This window comes from Rossellomorea vietnamensis NBRC 101237, from assembly GCF_001591825.1.
GTDB lineage: Bacteria > Bacillota > Bacilli > Bacillales > Bacillaceae_B > Rossellomorea > Rossellomorea vietnamensis.
Genome location: NZ_BCVQ01000071.1, coordinates 1 through 15,579, shown reverse-complemented (window position 1 = coordinate 15,579; position 15,579 = coordinate 1). Strand labels below are relative to the sequence as shown.

At 42.2% G+C, this 15,579-nt stretch carries 12 protein-coding genes; 9 read left to right on the top strand and 3 right to left on the bottom strand.

The genetic code is table 11. The annotated features are described in order from the left end of the window. Positions 1 to 200 precede the first annotated feature (200 nt). Together BVI01S_RS20695 and BVI01S_RS20690 are read right to left on the bottom strand one after the other, a co-directional pair. A complete protein-coding gene (locus BVI01S_RS20695) occupies positions 201 to 1,640 on the bottom strand; it encodes an MDR family MFS transporter (RefSeq protein ID WP_034759686.1) in 1,440 nt (479 codons plus the stop codon). Positions 1,641 to 1,833: 193 nt separating this feature from the next. Further along, positions 1,834 to 4,893 (bottom strand): efflux RND transporter permease subunit, encoded by a 3,060-nt coding sequence (locus BVI01S_RS20690; protein WP_061811419.1) that lies wholly within the window; start codon positions 4,891 to 4,893, stop codon positions 1,834 to 1,836. A 214-nt stretch (positions 4,894 to 5,107) separates the two neighbouring features. Between BVI01S_RS20690 and BVI01S_RS20685 the strand changes: the two genes are divergently transcribed. The 4 genes from BVI01S_RS20685 (at position 5,108) to BVI01S_RS20670 (ending at position 9,243) form a co-directional block, all read left to right on the top strand. Further along, positions 5,108 to 5,980, top strand: coding sequence for a TetR/AcrR family transcriptional regulator (locus BVI01S_RS20685; protein WP_061811418.1), 873 nt, complete (start codon positions 5,108 to 5,110; stop codon positions 5,978 to 5,980). A gap of 349 nt (positions 5,981 to 6,329) precedes the next feature. Then, positions 6,330 to 7,067, top strand: coding sequence for a glycosyltransferase family 2 protein (locus BVI01S_RS20680; protein WP_034759672.1), 738 nt, complete (start codon positions 6,330 to 6,332; stop codon positions 7,065 to 7,067). Positions 7,068 to 7,184: 117 nt separating this feature from the next. After that, on the top strand, positions 7,185 to 7,805 hold the full coding sequence (locus BVI01S_RS20675) for a TetR/AcrR family transcriptional regulator (RefSeq protein WP_061811417.1): 621 nt from the start codon (positions 7,185 to 7,187) through the stop codon (positions 7,803 to 7,805). 22 nt (positions 7,806 to 7,827) lie between these two features. After that, entirely contained in the window at positions 7,828 to 9,243 is a 1,416-nt protein-coding gene (locus tag BVI01S_RS20670) for an MDR family MFS transporter (protein WP_061811416.1), read from the top strand. 50 nt (positions 9,244 to 9,293) lie between these two features. Here BVI01S_RS20670 and BVI01S_RS20665 read toward each other — a convergent pair whose 3' ends face one another. Further along, positions 9,294 to 10,070, bottom strand: a complete 777-nt coding sequence (locus BVI01S_RS20665) for a putative hydro-lyase (RefSeq protein WP_079533453.1) — start codon at positions 10,068 to 10,070, stop codon at positions 9,294 to 9,296. A gap of 115 nt (positions 10,071 to 10,185) precedes the next feature. Between BVI01S_RS20665 and dsdA the strand changes: the two genes are divergently transcribed. The 5 genes from dsdA (at position 10,186) to BVI01S_RS20640 (ending at position 15,522) form a co-directional block, all read left to right on the top strand. After that, a complete protein-coding gene (dsdA, locus tag BVI01S_RS20660) occupies positions 10,186 to 11,490 on the top strand; it encodes a D-serine ammonia-lyase (RefSeq protein ID WP_061811414.1) in 1,305 nt (434 codons plus the stop codon). A gap of 80 nt (positions 11,491 to 11,570) precedes the next feature. Continuing rightward, positions 11,571 to 12,482, top strand: a complete 912-nt coding sequence (locus BVI01S_RS20655; RefSeq protein ID WP_244886963.1) for a cupin domain-containing protein — start codon at positions 11,571 to 11,573, stop codon at positions 12,480 to 12,482. A gap of 160 nt (positions 12,483 to 12,642) precedes the next feature. After that, on the top strand, positions 12,643 to 13,194 hold the full coding sequence (gene lepB / locus BVI01S_RS20650; protein ID WP_061811413.1) for a signal peptidase I: 552 nt from the start codon (positions 12,643 to 12,645) through the stop codon (positions 13,192 to 13,194). An 82-nt stretch (positions 13,195 to 13,276) separates the two neighbouring features. After that, complete coding sequence (locus BVI01S_RS20645) at positions 13,277 to 13,963, top strand: HAD family hydrolase (RefSeq protein WP_082804793.1); 687 nt, start codon at positions 13,277 to 13,279, stop codon at positions 13,961 to 13,963. A gap of 566 nt (positions 13,964 to 14,529) precedes the next feature. Further along, positions 14,530 to 15,522: a Gfo/Idh/MocA family protein gene (locus BVI01S_RS20640; protein ID WP_061811412.1), complete on the top strand. Its 993-nt coding sequence runs from the start codon at positions 14,530 to 14,532 to the stop codon at positions 15,520 to 15,522. The last annotated feature ends 57 nt before the right edge of the window (positions 15,523 to 15,579 follow it).

Sequence of the window (15,579 nt, the reverse complement as noted above, 5' to 3'; positions counted from 1 at the left end):
ACCGCCAGCCCCGCGGAAAGCGAGCAACTGGAGCGGAAAACAACCACCACTCACTACATTCAAAAGCAACGATAATTACTTAAATAGCAAATAATAAATCCGAACGATCTCGACCTTCAATAAGAATTTCGAATGATCGTTCGGATTTCTTTTTAACTAAATACTTTTGTCTCAGTCTTTTTTGTAGGTTATTTCATCTATTAAGCTTCTGACTTCACTTCGTCAAAATCCGGTGCAATTGCTTTTCGGATAAACAATGAAATCAAGAATGCAATACCGGCCAAGGCAAGGGCAAACCAATAAGCATGATGAACTCCATAGGTCATGGCATTGTGAAGGATTCCTTCCGTTACCCCACCTGCTTGCTCTTCAATGTATCCTTTCTGACTTTGGGTCATGATGCTGACAAAGATGGAAACCCCAAGTGCACCGGCAACCGGCTGCAATGTGTTGGCAATGGCGGTTCCGTGCGGGTATAAGTGCTTCGGCAGTTCATTCAATCCATTGGTTTGAGCAGGCATCATGATAGCGGATATCGATAACATGAGAATCATGTAGACCAGTACAAATAACCAAATGGGTGTAGCCGGATTGATGCCGCTAAAGAATATCATGACTCCCACCAATGTGAGCGTGCCTGGTATGATGAGTTTCCTAGGGCCGTATTTATCGAAAAGGGAGCCCATGGTAGGAGACATCAGGCCATTCAGAAGTGCTCCCGGAAGCAGCAATAATCCAGCTGCTTTTGCAGAAAACCCGAGAGGACCTTGAAGGTACATCGGCATCACGATTTCGGAAGCGAACATGGCCATAATGACGATGACGAAGATGGTCACACCTCTCGTATAGCTCTTGTACCGGAATACCCTTACATCAAGGAGTGGTTCATCAAGCTTCAATTGTCGCAGGACAAAAAGGATGACACTGATTACAGATATGGCGATGATGGCAATGATTTTCACCGATGTAAATCCTGCTTCTTCTTCGCCAGCTGCACTGAAGCCGTAAACGATGCCGCCAATCCCTATGGAAGAGAGGATGATTGAAAATACATCGACAGCGGGACGGGAAACCTCACCGACATTCTGTAAGTATTTCAGAGCAAACAGAATCGAAAATACGGCGAATGGGATGACGGTGATAAACAACCATCTCCAGCCAAGGAAATCGACGATCACTCCAGACAGAGTCGGTCCGATAGCTGGAGCGAACATGATCACCAAACCAAATGTACCCATGATTTTGCCGCGGACTTCAGGGCGGTAAATCAGAAGCAGGGCGTTCATAATGACGGGTATCAACAAACCTGTTCCAACAGCCTGAATCATCCTCCCTACAAGGAGCATGGGGAAATTCAGGGCACAGGCTGCGATGACTGTGCCGAGTAGAAATACACTCATGACACCGATGAACATCTGTCTTGTTGTGAACCACTGGATCAACAGGGCGGAGATAGGCATCAACACCCCCATCACCAGCATGAATCCTGTCGCAAGCCATTGGACAGTGGGGGCATCCACGTTAAAGACGGCCATCAATTCTGTGAGGGCGATATTTAATAACGTTTCATTTAAAATGGCAAAAAAAGCACCGATCATGAATGTTATGAGGATTGCTTTTGAATTTAGTTTATTTGTCATGTTGTTCCTCCAAATAAAGTATAAAATGTAACACTTATCTATAATGCTTGATGAAGTGAAATATCTCAAGGGGAAAGTTTGAATCATAACAAACAGTCACCTATCAATCAATAGACTGTACATAAGCCGTTGTTTCAATCATCCTAAAAATAAAAAAGAGAGGAGACTATGTCTCCCCTCAGGATATTATTATTTATGCTTCACGTTTTTTTCTTCTGAAGCGGTGGAAGACCATGTACATCATCGGTACGATGATCAGCGTTAATACAGCTGAGAACAGAATACCCGATATGATAGTGACCGCCAATGGGGTAAATAGAGCATCACCGCTGACTGCCACTGGAATCAAGGCGACAATCGAGGTAAGGGCGGTGAGTAGGATAGGGCGAAGTCGTGTACGACCGGATTCAACGACTGCTTCCTTCACACTCATACCACTTTGTAATCCTTGTTCGATAAACTCAATTAACACGACTGAATTCCGTACTACGATACCGGTTAGGGAAACCATCCCCATCACGGCAAGGAAGCTGATCGGAGTCTGAGTGACAAATAATCCGAGAATCGCACCTGCGATCGCCAGATAAACTGCAACCAGGACAAGGAATGGAAGTGATAAAGAATTGAACTGAAGCGCAATTAACAAATACACTAGGAAAATCACGATGATAAACAGAATGGTGATTTCCGCAAAGAAATCATTTTGTGCTTCATTTTCCCCGCCTATAGTAATGGAGTAGTTATTGTCATCCAGATCCTTCCTGACATCTTTCACGATTTCTTGTACATTTTCTTTATAATTCTCTTCTTCACCAGGGAAGGCGCGTATCGTAATGGCACGCTCTCCATCCTTATGAGGGATGAGTTGAAGCTCTTCCTTCTTCTCAGGTGTCACCAGCTCATTAAGTGAAACCAAATTCGGTGGTCCTGCAGGGTTTGCCGCTTCAGCCGGAACTTCCAGGGAAGAAAGATCGACTTCACCTTCGTTTCCTTCCAGTAAGAGTGTCATATCCCGTTTTGTCACACCATTATCAAACGATTTCATCGGAATACCTTCAGTAGCCAAGCGCAGCTGCTGACTGACATCATTAATGGTTATACCATTTTCTTTAAGTTTTTCGCGATTAGGCTCATATACAATAGTAGGTTCCATTTTTCCGACGTTATCAACGACCAATTCAGTATCCAATGAATTTATTTCAGTGGAAATTTTATCTCTTAGTTCAATTAATCGATCCATATCCGGACCTGAGACAGTCACCGTCACAGGAGCCCCTGCCGGCGGACCTTGCTGGATTGTTTCCATGAAAATCTTTGCTTCAGGGTACTCTTTTCGCAATTTGTCTGTCCATTCATCGATCAATCCTTGGGCAGTCTGGTTTTTTCGATCCACCCTTGCGACCAATTGACCTGTATTTTGACCAGAATTGGATAATGAACTGTTGAACAGATTCGGTAATCCTGTACCTGCAAAGGAAGACGTTTCAAAGACACCTTCGTCTGTTTTTAAAAGCTTTTCTATTTCTTCCAGAGTATTGGATGTTTCTTCGATCGGGGTACCGATCGGTAACGTTACATCGACTGTCACTTCTTCACGATCGGCAGACGGGAAGAACTCAAAAGGTGTCAGAGCGATCAGACCAAAGATCGCAGTTGTGAACACCAGGCCAATGGCTGAAACGATGAACGGCCTTTTAGAGAACTTCTTCAGCACAGTATCGGCATAGAAATCCGCGATCTTATTTAATGGTTTACCCAGCAGCCCTGGGGCATCAGAAACTTTTTTCTTCGTTTTGCTATAAAGAAAGTATCTCATAATAGGAACAAAAATAAGAGCAACCAATGTCGATGCAATGATCGTTGTAATCAAGACTGTTGGAAGAGCCCTGATGAACGCTCCGTTTCCGCCTGATAAGAATATAAGCGGAAGGAATGTGAATACAATGGCAAGGGAGGAGGTCACGATTGACACCCATATTTCCTTCACACCGGTAATGGCACCCATGAGAGCACCGTCCCCGAGTTTATATCTGCGTTGGATATTGTCGTTCACTACGATGGAATCATCGACCAGGATCCCGAGGGCAATGATAGCTCCGATGACAGAGATCTGATTGAGATCCACTCCGGCAAATGGAAGGGGAATCAATCCCATCAATACGGAAATCGGTACGGCTAGTGCCACTACAAAAGCACCTGAGATTGTCAGTCCAAGAGCTGTAGTCAAGATAACAGCCACAACGGAAATAGCGAGGGACTTAAACAACCCATCGAAAATGTCCGTTACAGTGGAAGCTTGAGAATAATAAGGTACAAGTTCTACACCGGCTGGGAGGGAGTCCGACAGTTCATCCACTTTATCGCTGACTCTTTCATCGACCGTTGGGATATCCTCACCAGGCTGTACAAAAGCAGTAAATGATAGTGAAGGTTTTCCTTCAAACGTTACAATATCTTTGACTTCTTTAGGGGACACTTTCACATTGGCAATGTCTCCGAGTAAGATCGATTCGCCTTTGGGATTTTTCCCCACAAAGAGTTCCTTCATTTCATCTAAGGTAGTGAAATGATCGACAGTCAGTTGAACAACTTCATTATCCACTTCCTGCTTTCCGAGTGGAGTAGGATAATACTCATCATTGATGGCATTCATAACAGAAGAGGGGTTCAGGCCTGAAGCCTTGAGTTCCTCTTTCTTTAATTCGATCTTGATTTCTTCTTCGGGAAGACCTTTGACGGTGACACTTGAAACCCCGGATAGGTCCTCTACTTCCTCTTTCCATCTGCTGACCTCATCGTCCAGCTCAAGGAGTGACTCCTTATTATCACTGACTAAATGATAAGATACGATGGGCATTTTGACAGTGGATTCATTGACTTCAGGGTCGAACACCTCTTCGGGAAAAGAGGTAGATGCATCAGAGACAGCTTGGCGCACATCCCCGAACACTTCTTTTTTGTCTTCACCATCTTCAACCTCTACAATAATAGTAGAGAAGCCGGCTGCAGAAGAAGAGCTGATTTCTTTAATGCCCCCGATTGACTGGAGTGAAGATTCTATCGGATTTGTAATGGTCCTTTCAACGGAATCAACGGTAGCCCCGGGATATACAGTTGTGACTGTACCGATATTGACACTGGTTTCCGGTATTTCCCGTTGTGGTAATTGAATAAAGGTGAAAATTCCGATGATCACAAATAATAAGATGAAGATCAGGACGATTTTCGAACGTTTCAAAATAGCTTTTAACATGGTTTCATCCTCCTTTGATAATGTTTGACCTGTGAGTCATAATTTAATTTTTATAAGTGTTGAATCATTGATATAACAGTCATATTTTTAGTTGACTCACTAGTCATTTTACCTAAAAAAATCATCTAGTCAAGAAATAATGCTCTTCTCATTTTCACTGAATATGGGTAAAATGAAAAAGGGATAGTTTTCTCTGGATATAGAGGTGTAGAAAATGGATAAGCGGAACGCAATACTCGAATCAGCAGTTGAACTCTTTGGAGCACACGGATACAATCAGACGTCCATGCAGCAAATTGCCGAAAGTATCGGCATATCAAAAGGCTCCCTATACTCGTATTTTCAATCAAAGGAAGATTTGATCATATCTATTTATGAACATTATCAACAGCTTGTATTTGAACGGGCATTCGTTGTGGGACTGGATGGCGATCTGCCTCCGATGGAGAGATTTGCCAAACAGTTTCAAGTACAATTCGAAGGGATATTGGAGTACAAGTCTTATATGAAGATGCATATGAGAGGAGAGTCGACGAAAAACAGTGAAAAACTGGCGGCCATGGAGCATCGTATGAGGGGGCGTCTGTTCAGCTGGCTTGAACAAAATCTCCTCGATGTATATGGAGAAGAAATCAGGCCATATAAATGGGATCTGATGTGGATGACCCAATCCATCTATGCGTCTTATATGATGCTGTTGATTTCTCATGATGATACCCTTGATCCCTCGAGGTTAGGGGCACATTTAGTGAGACAGATAACTCTTCTTGCAAATGACTTCCTATGTGGGGAAAGCTCTCCGCAATTGAATGATGACATGATGAAATCCTTTTCTGTCAGTATGGACAAGGAAGGTGCTTTCATATCGTTTGAGAAGAGGGAGAAAGCTTGGGAATCCCTGTATGGTAAGATCAAAGGGATAGATGATAGTAGAGATTATGTGAACATAGCGAATAGGATATCTGAGGAATGCCGGGAATCGGAGCCGGATAAGTTGATCTTGAAAGGATTATTCCGATTATTGAAGGATAAGGAAGAGTTAAGAATCGAGGCTGAAGAATTAGAAAGACAGCTCCTTCCCGAGTGAGTGGGAGGGTTTTAAGGAGTGCCGTTACGCAGGATTCAATTAGCGAGGCTTTATAAATGTGGTGATACCAAATACAGACATAGTCGTTGGAAGTCGTGCATCAAGGACAGTGGTTGAACGCGTTGAAGAAGATGATGTAGGTTATTTGAAATGAAAGAGGAGTTCTCCAAGTTAATGACTTAATTAAGCTGGATATAAGAGGCATATAGGACTGGACCGATTGTGGTTCGGTTTTTTTCTTTTTTTGTAATAAATTATCGGTATAGCTCCTCCGTCTAATCAGATTAGCGGTAAATGAATACCTTATAGTATTGACGTCTTGACCAAGGGTATACTGGAGGAATAGAAGATGAAACCGACTGTATCAATCGTGATCCCCTTTTATAACTGTGCGTACGTGGATCAGGCCATTCGCAGCGCCTTAAATCAAACGTATCCGAATACGGAAGTCATAGTTGTGGATGATGGCTCTACAAAAGAATTGGATAGGGTGACTCCTTTCATAAATCGAATTAAGATTTTTAAAAAAGAAAACGGTGGGACAGCAAGCGCCGTTAATGAAGGTATCAAAAGGTCCAGTGGGGAATATATCGCCTGGTTGAGTTCTGATGATCATTTTCACAACCAAAAAGTAGAGAAACAATTGGATTATATGATCAGTAAGGGAGCCAAAGCAAGTTTTCATAATTATCATTATATAAATAAAGACAATGAAATATTGCTTCCTTACGTTGGGAAAAAGTTTGACAATGCAGAAGAACTCTACCGTTCCATTACACGCATCAACCCAATCAACGGGTGCTCAGTGATGATTCACAGAGATGTATATAAAGATATAGGTTATTTCAGTCCGAATCTGAAATTCACCCAGGACTATGAAATGTGGTGCCGGATGCTGATGAAAGGCTATATCATTTATTATCTGGATGAAGTCCTGCTCAACTATCGGTCACACCCTGACTCTGGAACGAGTAAACATCCAGACCAAATGAAAAGAGAGGTTGCTGCTATAAGGCATCATTATCATCATCAGATTCAACAATATGCAACCCAGCACTCAGCCAACTTAAAAAACATCAAGTTCTAATTGAAGAAAAAATATTGACGTATTTTAAACACTATCGTTTGACATATGACACCGTGTCACATAAAGTGAGGATGTTCCACATGACAAGGTGTCATTTTTTTGAGGAGGAATGCGAAATTGCCTAAACCTACATTCTTCAATTTGAAGGAAGAGAAAAGGAATGTTTTGGTGGAAGCAGCCAAGAAGGAGTTTTCCAGGGTATCCCTATACGATGCCTCCATTGCAAACATCCTGAAAACGGCTGGAATTCCGAGGGGAAGCTTCTATCAGTACTTTGAGAATAAAGAGGATGCCTTTTTCTACCTCGTAGGAGAGCATGCCCGGAAACGGTTTGAAACCTTTATTGCTTTGTTGGAAACCCATGATGGGGATTTGTTCGAAGCGACAAGGGTCATGTTTCATTCAATGCTTTCGTTTTCGTATGAAAATGGACAAAATAATTTTATTCGGAACGTCCTTTTGAATATGAATTACAAAATAGAAAAAACGTTCACACAGACGCTAACCAGGGAAACCATCGACCAGCGCTATGAGGAAATCTTCCTCTTAGTTAATAAAAATCAATTTGAAATTGATAATAAATCGGATTTGTATCATGTGTTGCAAATCCTTTCGGCCGTCACATTCCATAATCTTGTTCAGAGCATTGCTGATGAATTGACTCTTGAAGAAGCGTTGGGAAAATACGATAAAGAAATAAGTATGATCAAAAGAGGATTATGTAAATCATCTTCATAATTGAATAGAAAGAAGGGAGAACATGAATAACAGAGATGCTAATACCCAATCCGAAACCTTTAATAAAACACCCCTGCTCATAGTCCTCATATCAGGGGCGTTCGCAGCCATCCTCAATCAAACGTTGCTTGGGACGGCTCTCCCTCATATTATGACCGATCTGGATCTTGATGCGAGTACTGCCCAGTGGCTGACGTCGATCTTTATGCTCGTGAACGGGGTGATGATCCCGATTACGGCATTCCTGATCGAACGCTTCACGACAAGGGCTTTATTCCTGAGTGCCATGGGCTTATTTGCAGGAGGGACGCTTATATGTGCCATTGCACCTAACTTCGGGTTCCTGATGGTCGGGAGAATCATTCAGGCTTCAGGAGCAGGTATCATCATGCCACTCATGCAAACCATCCTCTTTCTTATTTATCCTGTTGAGAAAAGGGGAGCGGCCATGGGAATGTTCGGGCTGGTCATTTCGTTCGCTCCGGCAATCGGACCGACCCTTTCAGGCTGGCTTGTTGAACAATTCCCTTGGAGAAGCTTGTTCTATGTGATTTTACCGATCGTCATCATTGATTTTATCGTTGCGTATTTCATTTTAAAAAACGTGACCAAGCAAACATATCCGAAACTCGATATTCTTTCCATCATTCTTTCTTCACTGGGATTTGGTGGATTATTGTATGGTTTCAGTATTGCAGGAAGCGAGGGATGGGGGAGTGTTCAAGTCATTGTTTCGATAATTGTGGGAAGTGTGACACTCTTCTGGTTTATCACAAGACAGTTTAAGTTGAAGCAGCCGATTCTCGAATTCCGCGTGTTTCAAAATAAGATGTTCACATTAACGACAGTGTTGGGGATGGTCGTGTTTATCGCGATGATCGGAGCGGCTACGGTACTCCCTCTTCTTATGCAGAATATGCTAGGGTTCTCCGCCTTTGAATCTGGCCTTATGCTCCTTCCCGGGGCACTCTTGATGGGGCTGATGAACCCTATTACCGGGAGGATCTTTGATAAGTTCGGAGCCCGGTGGCTTGCCATAATCGGGTTGACCATTCTTACGATCACGACGTTTATGTTTACGAATTTATCGCCAGACACATCGTTTATGTATCTGGCCACGGTCAATGCCATCAGGATGTTCGGGGTTGCCATGGTGATGATGCCGGTGACAACTGCCGGGCTGAATCAGTTGGACAGGAGTCTGATCCCACACGGAACAGCCATGAACAATACGATGAGACAAGTCTCAGGTGCCGTCGGAACAGCACTTCTGGTAACCGTCATGACAACGAGTGCCGATCCCGCCAGAGGACTCGAAGGGATGATCCATGGAGTCAATGTCTCATTTATCGTAGCCGGCATTACGGCCATTGCGGGGCTTCTGCTCTCCTTTTTCATCAAAAGCGGGCGACCTGCGAAGGTTAGAAGTAATGCTTGAAGTAATAGAGGGACGGACCTTTCTTGCGACGGGTCCGTCCCTCATTTATTTTATTTACCTTCTTGCAAATACACTTCGTTTTTCCAATCGGTAACAAACATACAGCCAGGGGAATGGGTCAGCATGTAGGGGATACTCGCATGAAGGGCCACTGCCTGAGGGGTAACCCCGCAAGCCCAAAACACCGGAGTTTCCCCCTTCCTGATACCGACAAAGTCACCGTAATCAGGCTTCGTGATATCCAGAATGCCAATTTCAGCAGGATTACCAATATGAACCGGACCACCATGCATTTTAGGGAATAGTGAAGTTATATCTGTTGCTTTCTGTACGAGTGAATCAGGTATCGGTCTCATGGAAACGACCATTGGCCCTTCAAATACTCCGGCTTTTTCTGTCTGAATATTGGTCTGATACATGGCTACGTTTTTATTTTCCTCTATATGACGCAGAGGAATGTCCCCTTTGATGAGCTGACTCTCGAATGTAAAACTGCACCCAATGAGAAAGCTCACTAGATCATCCCTCCATATTTCATCAATCCGATGTTTCTTTTCAACCAATTGCCCATGTTCATATACATGGTACAGAGGGATGTCAGTACGGATATCTGAATTTTTTGCATATTTGGATCGGAATTGCCCGGGTTCCAACACTTCTACAATCGGACAGGATTTTGGATTGCGCATGGTGAATAATAAAAAGTCAAAGGCATATTCCTTAGGAAGAACAACCAGGTTGGCTTGTACATAATCCTGGCAGACTCCTGAAGTGTGAGTTTGGTGCTTTCCGCATCTGATGCTCGTTCTTAGTTCTGAAGGTAACATGGGAACAGGCTCTCCTTTAATTGAAATTTTAATAGTCTGAAGATTGGTATCCATTTTATCATATATATGTGCTACGTTATCAGTAATTAATCATTTCAGTCAGGGGGAATACAATATGTCTCACAATCTCCACGGTATGGATCCGAAAATATTATCGGATTTACAGTCTCACAAAGAAATTTTATGGACCAACCCGTTTGTCAATTCCGGTGATATCCCAGGGGATGGCTTCCAGGAAATCGTTGAAGCGGAGCAGCGGCTTGCCCGTTTTGCTCCCTATATAAATAAGGTCTTCCCTGAAGCGGTAAACGGGATCATCGAGTCCCCTATCAAGCGACTGGGAAACATGCAAACTGAGCTTCAAGATTATTTTAAAACAACGATACAAGGTCAGCTGCTCCTCAAATGTGATAACGAGCTCCCGATTGCAGGTTCGATCAAAGCCAGGGGAGGCATTTATGAAGTATTGAAAATCGCGGAAACGGTTGCTTTGGAACAGAACTGGATCCAAGAGACAGACGACTATTCGGTGCTGGCATCGAGTCGTTTCAAGAAGCTTTTTTCACGGTATTCCATCGCCGTCGGTTCAACGGGAAACCTTGGCTTGAGTATAGGAATCGTGGGGGCTGCACTCGGTTTCAAAGTCACTGTTCATATGTCCCGGGATGCGAGAGGGTGGAAAAAGGAACTCCTGAGAGAGAAGGGGGTTAACGTTATAGAACATGAACAAGATTTCTCCCATGCGGTTGCGGAGGGCAGGAAACAGTGTGAGTTGGATCCTGACTGTTTCTTCATTGATGATGAAAATTCCATGGATTTATTCATGGGCTATGCAGTTGCTGCTCTCAGGCTTAAGAAACAGTTTGATGGAGAGAGGATTCAGGTAAATCATGACCACCCTTTGATTGTTTACTTGCCATGCGGGGTGGGCGGTGGTCCAGGTGGAGTAACCTATGGTTTGAAGCATGTATTCGGCGAGCATGTCCATTGTTATTTTGCAGAACCTGTCAATTCCCCTTGTATGCTCCTTGGGCTTGCTTCAGGCAGACATGAAGGTATTTCAGTCCGGGATATTGGATTGAGCAATCGAACGGAAGCAGATGGTTTGGCGGTCGGCAGACCTTCTGCCCTTGCAGGTAGAATGATTCATGAATTGGTGAACGGGGTATATACGGTAAGCGATAAGAACCTATTCAAATTGCTTGCCCTGCTGCATCAGTCGGAATCCATCTTCGTTGAGCCGTCGGCAGTGGCGGGGATGATTGGTCCTTTTCTGCCGGATGTGCAGGAACACCTTTCCTCTCTTGACGTGGACTTATCACATGCCACCCATGTAGTTTGGGCCACAGGAGGAAATCTAGTACCGGAAGCCATCATGGAAGAGTATGTGAAAAAAGGAAAGGATTATTTGGTTGACTGAGTTGAGGGATAGTTTGGAACTGGGCGGATGCACACCTTCTGAAACCACGCATATGATATCGTGGTAAAAAGCAGAAGGGAATGATCAGAATGTACAATGTGCCGATGACCTATTCATCATACCCCCAAACCTTTACAGACGCTGCACCAAGAAGTGAAGATAATCCTCAGCACTTAGTGAATACCCTGCTTAACGGTATAAGCAGAAAGGCATCAACTGCAGATTTATACGACCGATTGGCCTGGGCCGCACCAACTAGTGAGGAACGTCAAAATCTAATGCGGATGAAGGAAGATGAGGAGAGGCATTGGTGGGAATTAACCAATTTATACACCTCCCTTACCGATACCCAGCCTTCCTATCATGTTGAAAGAATTCCTTTTCATTCATATCGGGATGGCCTTCAAAGAGGTTATGAGGCGGAGCTAGCAGATTATGAGCTGTATCGGATATGCAGTATGCAGGCACAGCATTCCACGATATACGAGGTCCTCGTGAATACGTGCAGGGATGAGTGGGGGCATGCCGAAAGATTGAGTATGTTAGGTGCAGAAGAAGACAATCGGATGTTGTCAAAGGATTATGGACCATACCCGTATACCGTGAACATTGATGAGGTGACGGTTAATAATGACACGTTCCGCACGGCTTTATGGACGGGAGAACATCTGCAGGTAACACTTATGAGCATCAATCCCGGGGACGACATCGGTTTGGAAATCCACCCGAATACTGATCAATTCCTCCGTCTTGAACAGGGAGAAGGAATTGTGAGAATGGGTGATCGCCAGGATAACTTAACCTATGAGAAAAAAGTAAGTCAGGATTTTGCGATCATGATCCCGGCAGGTACCTGGCATAATGTCATCAATACCGGGAATACGCCTATCAAGTTGTACTCGATATATGCACCTCCACACCATCCCCGGGGAACGGTGCATGCAACCAAGGCTGACGCAATTGCGGCTGAGGAAGGGCATAGCCACTATTAAACTGACTTTAATAAAAAGGATGTGGAATCGATCGGATTTCACATCCTTTAAAATGAAACTATCTGTTCCACTCCTTTCATATTTGTTGACAAAAATTCAGGAATAATATGTTAAAATGAAGCAGTGAGGATGAATAGAATGAGAGTTTGCAAGTGAGAGGATGAATCGATTGGTGAATAAAAGCAAAAAGATTATGGGATGGGCACAGCCTTTGATGATTGGGATAGCGTTAGCCGTAATTATTCGTTCCTTTATCGTGATACCCATTGTGGTTGAAGGAGCTTCGATGAATACCACTTTACTGGATCATGACCGCATGATTGTAAACAAAATGGATGAACCTGAGCGGTTTGATATTATCGTATTTCACGCAAGCGAAACCGAAGATTATATTAAACGTGTAATCGGGCTGCCTGGTGACAAGATTGAATATAAAAACGATACGTTATACATAAATGGTAAAGCATATGATGAGCCTTATCTGGACGAACAAAAGGAAGTGACGGTAGGGGCGTTAACCCCTGATTTCACCTTACAGGATACCCCTTTGAATCAACTAACGGTTCCGGAAGGTGAATTATTCGTCATGGGTGACAACAGGAGATTCAGCAAGGACAGTCGTCAGATCGGCTCGATCCCGATCGATAAAGTAGTGGGAACGACGAATATTGTGTATTGGCCGGTTAAAGAGATGAAGATCATTCATCATTAGATTATAGAAATGGATCATCAACTTGGCAGATTTTCAAATACCGAAAAAATCAGAAAATACAAAGAGTCTGGAGGATGGAAATATGGACAGCATCATCTTTGATCTGGATGGTACCTTGTGGGACCCGATCGAGTCGGTACTGGAAGCTTGGAATAAGACAATCATCGATCATGATCAATTAGAGCATGGAATCACCAGAAGGCACTTAGAGGGTACCATGGGGCTTCAAATGAAAGAAATTGGTAAGAAGTTGTTCCCGGAATTGAATGAAGGGGAAAGGGAACAATTATTGAAAGACCTTTCCCGTCATGAAATTCCCCACCTGAGTAAGAACGGTGGTCAAATATATGACCATGTAGAGAAAGTGCTGGAGAAGCTTTCTGAGAAATACGATCTATTCATCGTAAGCAACTGTCAGGACGGGTATATCGAAGCATTCTATGAATATCATGGGCTGGACAGGCATTTCAATGATTACGAGAATCCAGGGAGGACCGGTCTTTCAAAAGGGGAAAACATTAAACTCATCATTGACCGAAACCATTTAAAGGAACCTGTCTATATTGGAGATACAGAAGGCGATCGTAAAGCAGCCAAAGAAGCAGGCATCCCCTTTGTATATGCATCGTATGGATTTGGAAAAGTAGAGTCATATGACTATAAGATTCAATCATTTGATGAAGGGGTCCCCCCAACAAAACGCGGAAAACATACGCTAAGTCAATTTCTGGATGAAATAAATCGACTTTTTCCTATGCTAAGGAATTAATAGCCTTTCATATTGGCTAAATAATCTTAGAATTCTAAGCGATGATATACTCCTTTTTTCTAAAACTCAACCTTATTTAACCCCTGAATCCTAGGGTCTTTTTTTATGTAGAGGAATTGGCTTTGATAATGTCTTCTGTATATTTGAGATGGGGTATATCCACTTAGTTGCTTAATATGATTTTAAAAATGCCCCTATTAATAGTATTGAAGATAAAAGTTAGTGATATCTTTTATCTTTTTTCGCTTAGAATGTTAAACCTTATAGATAAGGCCAATTTTCTCAACCTCATTTGATTCATTATCTGAAACTTTTCCCAAGTTATTTATGAGTAATTGTTAGAGTAATTACACAAATTTATAATGGTTTAATAGATAGCGCTTTCTTAGGAGAAAAAAGGAGTAACTAGCTAGTATGATGAAGAAATGCAACGATTTGGCAAAGCCATATTTATTTCAGGTAATGATTATGCCGGCAATGGGATTATTACAAGGACCAAGTAATACTCTATTAAATTGGAAATATTGGGAATTATTACGACTGAAGGTCCATTGGAGGTAAGAAAAATGATACGATTTGGAGTAATCGGGACGAATCGAATAACGGACATATTTATACAAGATGCGAGTACTTTAAAGGAATTTTCTTTAACTGCTGTTTATTCTCGGACAGTGAAAAAGGCAATAGAATTTGCTGGAAAATATAATATACAGAATATTTTTGTGGATTTGGAAAGTATGGCAAAAAGCGATGAAATTGATGCAGTCTATATAGCCAGTCCAAATGCCCTGCATGGCGAGCAAGCTATAATTTTTATGAAGTATGGCAAACATGTGCTTTGTGAAAAACCCATTGCTTCCAATACAACAGAATTACAAACGATGATTCAAGTTGCTCAAAGTAATAAAGTTGTTTTAATGGAAGCATTAAAATCAACATTACTTCCTAATTTTCAAAGTGTTTACAGTAATTTACATAAAATAGGAAAAATACGTCGATATTTTGCAAGTTATTGTCAATACTCCTCTCGTTATGATGCTTATAAGCAAGGAACTATATTAAATGCATTCAATCCTTTATTTTCAAATGGTTCTATAATGGATATTGGTATTTATTGTATTTATCCAATGGTTGTATTATTTGGCGTACCATCTAGTGTCCAAGCCAATGCGTTGATGCTTGACTCGGGAATAGACGGAGAAGGAAGTCTATTGCTGAAGTATAAAGATATGGATGCAGTAATTATGTATTCAAAAATAACAGATTCGAATATTCCTTCTGAAATTCAAGGCGAAAATGGAAACATTATTATAGATAATATCAATCAACCACAAAAAGTAGAAATTCGTTATCGAGATGGACGAGTAGAAGATATTTCCTACCCACAATCTAACAACACAATGTATTATGAAACCAAAGAATTTATTAATTTAATTAAGGCTGGTCAGTTAGAATCAAGTATCAATTCGCACAATCATTCAATGATAACTATGAGAATTATAGAAGAAGCGCGGAAACAGATGGGTCTTGAATTTCCGGCGGATAGGATAAATAAATAGTACGAGTAATCCCTTCAGTTTAAACTAAAGGGATTTTTTTAGGTTCTATAATATTTT

Excerpts from the sequence above, each read along its gene's own strand:
- BVI01S_RS20640 (WP_061811412.1), top strand. The coding sequence starts at position 14,530 with ATGATACGATTTGGAGTAATCGGGACGAATCGAATAACGGACATATTT.
- BVI01S_RS20680 (WP_034759672.1), top strand. The coding sequence starts at position 6,330 with ATGAAACCGACTGTATCAATCGTGATCCCCTTTTATAACTGTGCGTAC.
- BVI01S_RS20695 (WP_034759686.1), bottom strand. The coding sequence starts at position 1,640 with ATGACAAATAAACTAAATTCAAAAGCAATCCTCATAACATTCATGATC.
- BVI01S_RS20665 (WP_079533453.1), bottom strand. The coding sequence starts at position 10,070 with ATGTTACCTTCAGAACTAAGAACGAGCATCAGATGCGGAAAGCACCAA.
- lepB (WP_061811413.1), top strand. The coding sequence starts at position 12,643 with ATGAATCGATTGGTGAATAAAAGCAAAAAGATTATGGGATGGGCACAG.
- BVI01S_RS20645 (WP_082804793.1), top strand. The coding sequence starts at position 13,277 with ATGGACAGCATCATCTTTGATCTGGATGGTACCTTGTGGGACCCGATC.
- BVI01S_RS20670 (WP_061811416.1), top strand. The coding sequence starts at position 7,828 with ATGAATAACAGAGATGCTAATACCCAATCCGAAACCTTTAATAAAACA.
- dsdA (WP_061811414.1), top strand. The coding sequence starts at position 10,186 with ATGTCTCACAATCTCCACGGTATGGATCCGAAAATATTATCGGATTTA.
- BVI01S_RS20690 (WP_061811419.1), bottom strand. The coding sequence starts at position 4,893 with ATGTTAAAAGCTATTTTGAAACGTTCGAAAATCGTCCTGATCTTCATC.
- BVI01S_RS20655 (WP_244886963.1), top strand. The coding sequence starts at position 11,571 with ATGATCAGAATGTACAATGTGCCGATGACCTATTCATCATACCCCCAA.
- BVI01S_RS20685 (WP_061811418.1), top strand. The coding sequence starts at position 5,108 with ATGGATAAGCGGAACGCAATACTCGAATCAGCAGTTGAACTCTTTGGA.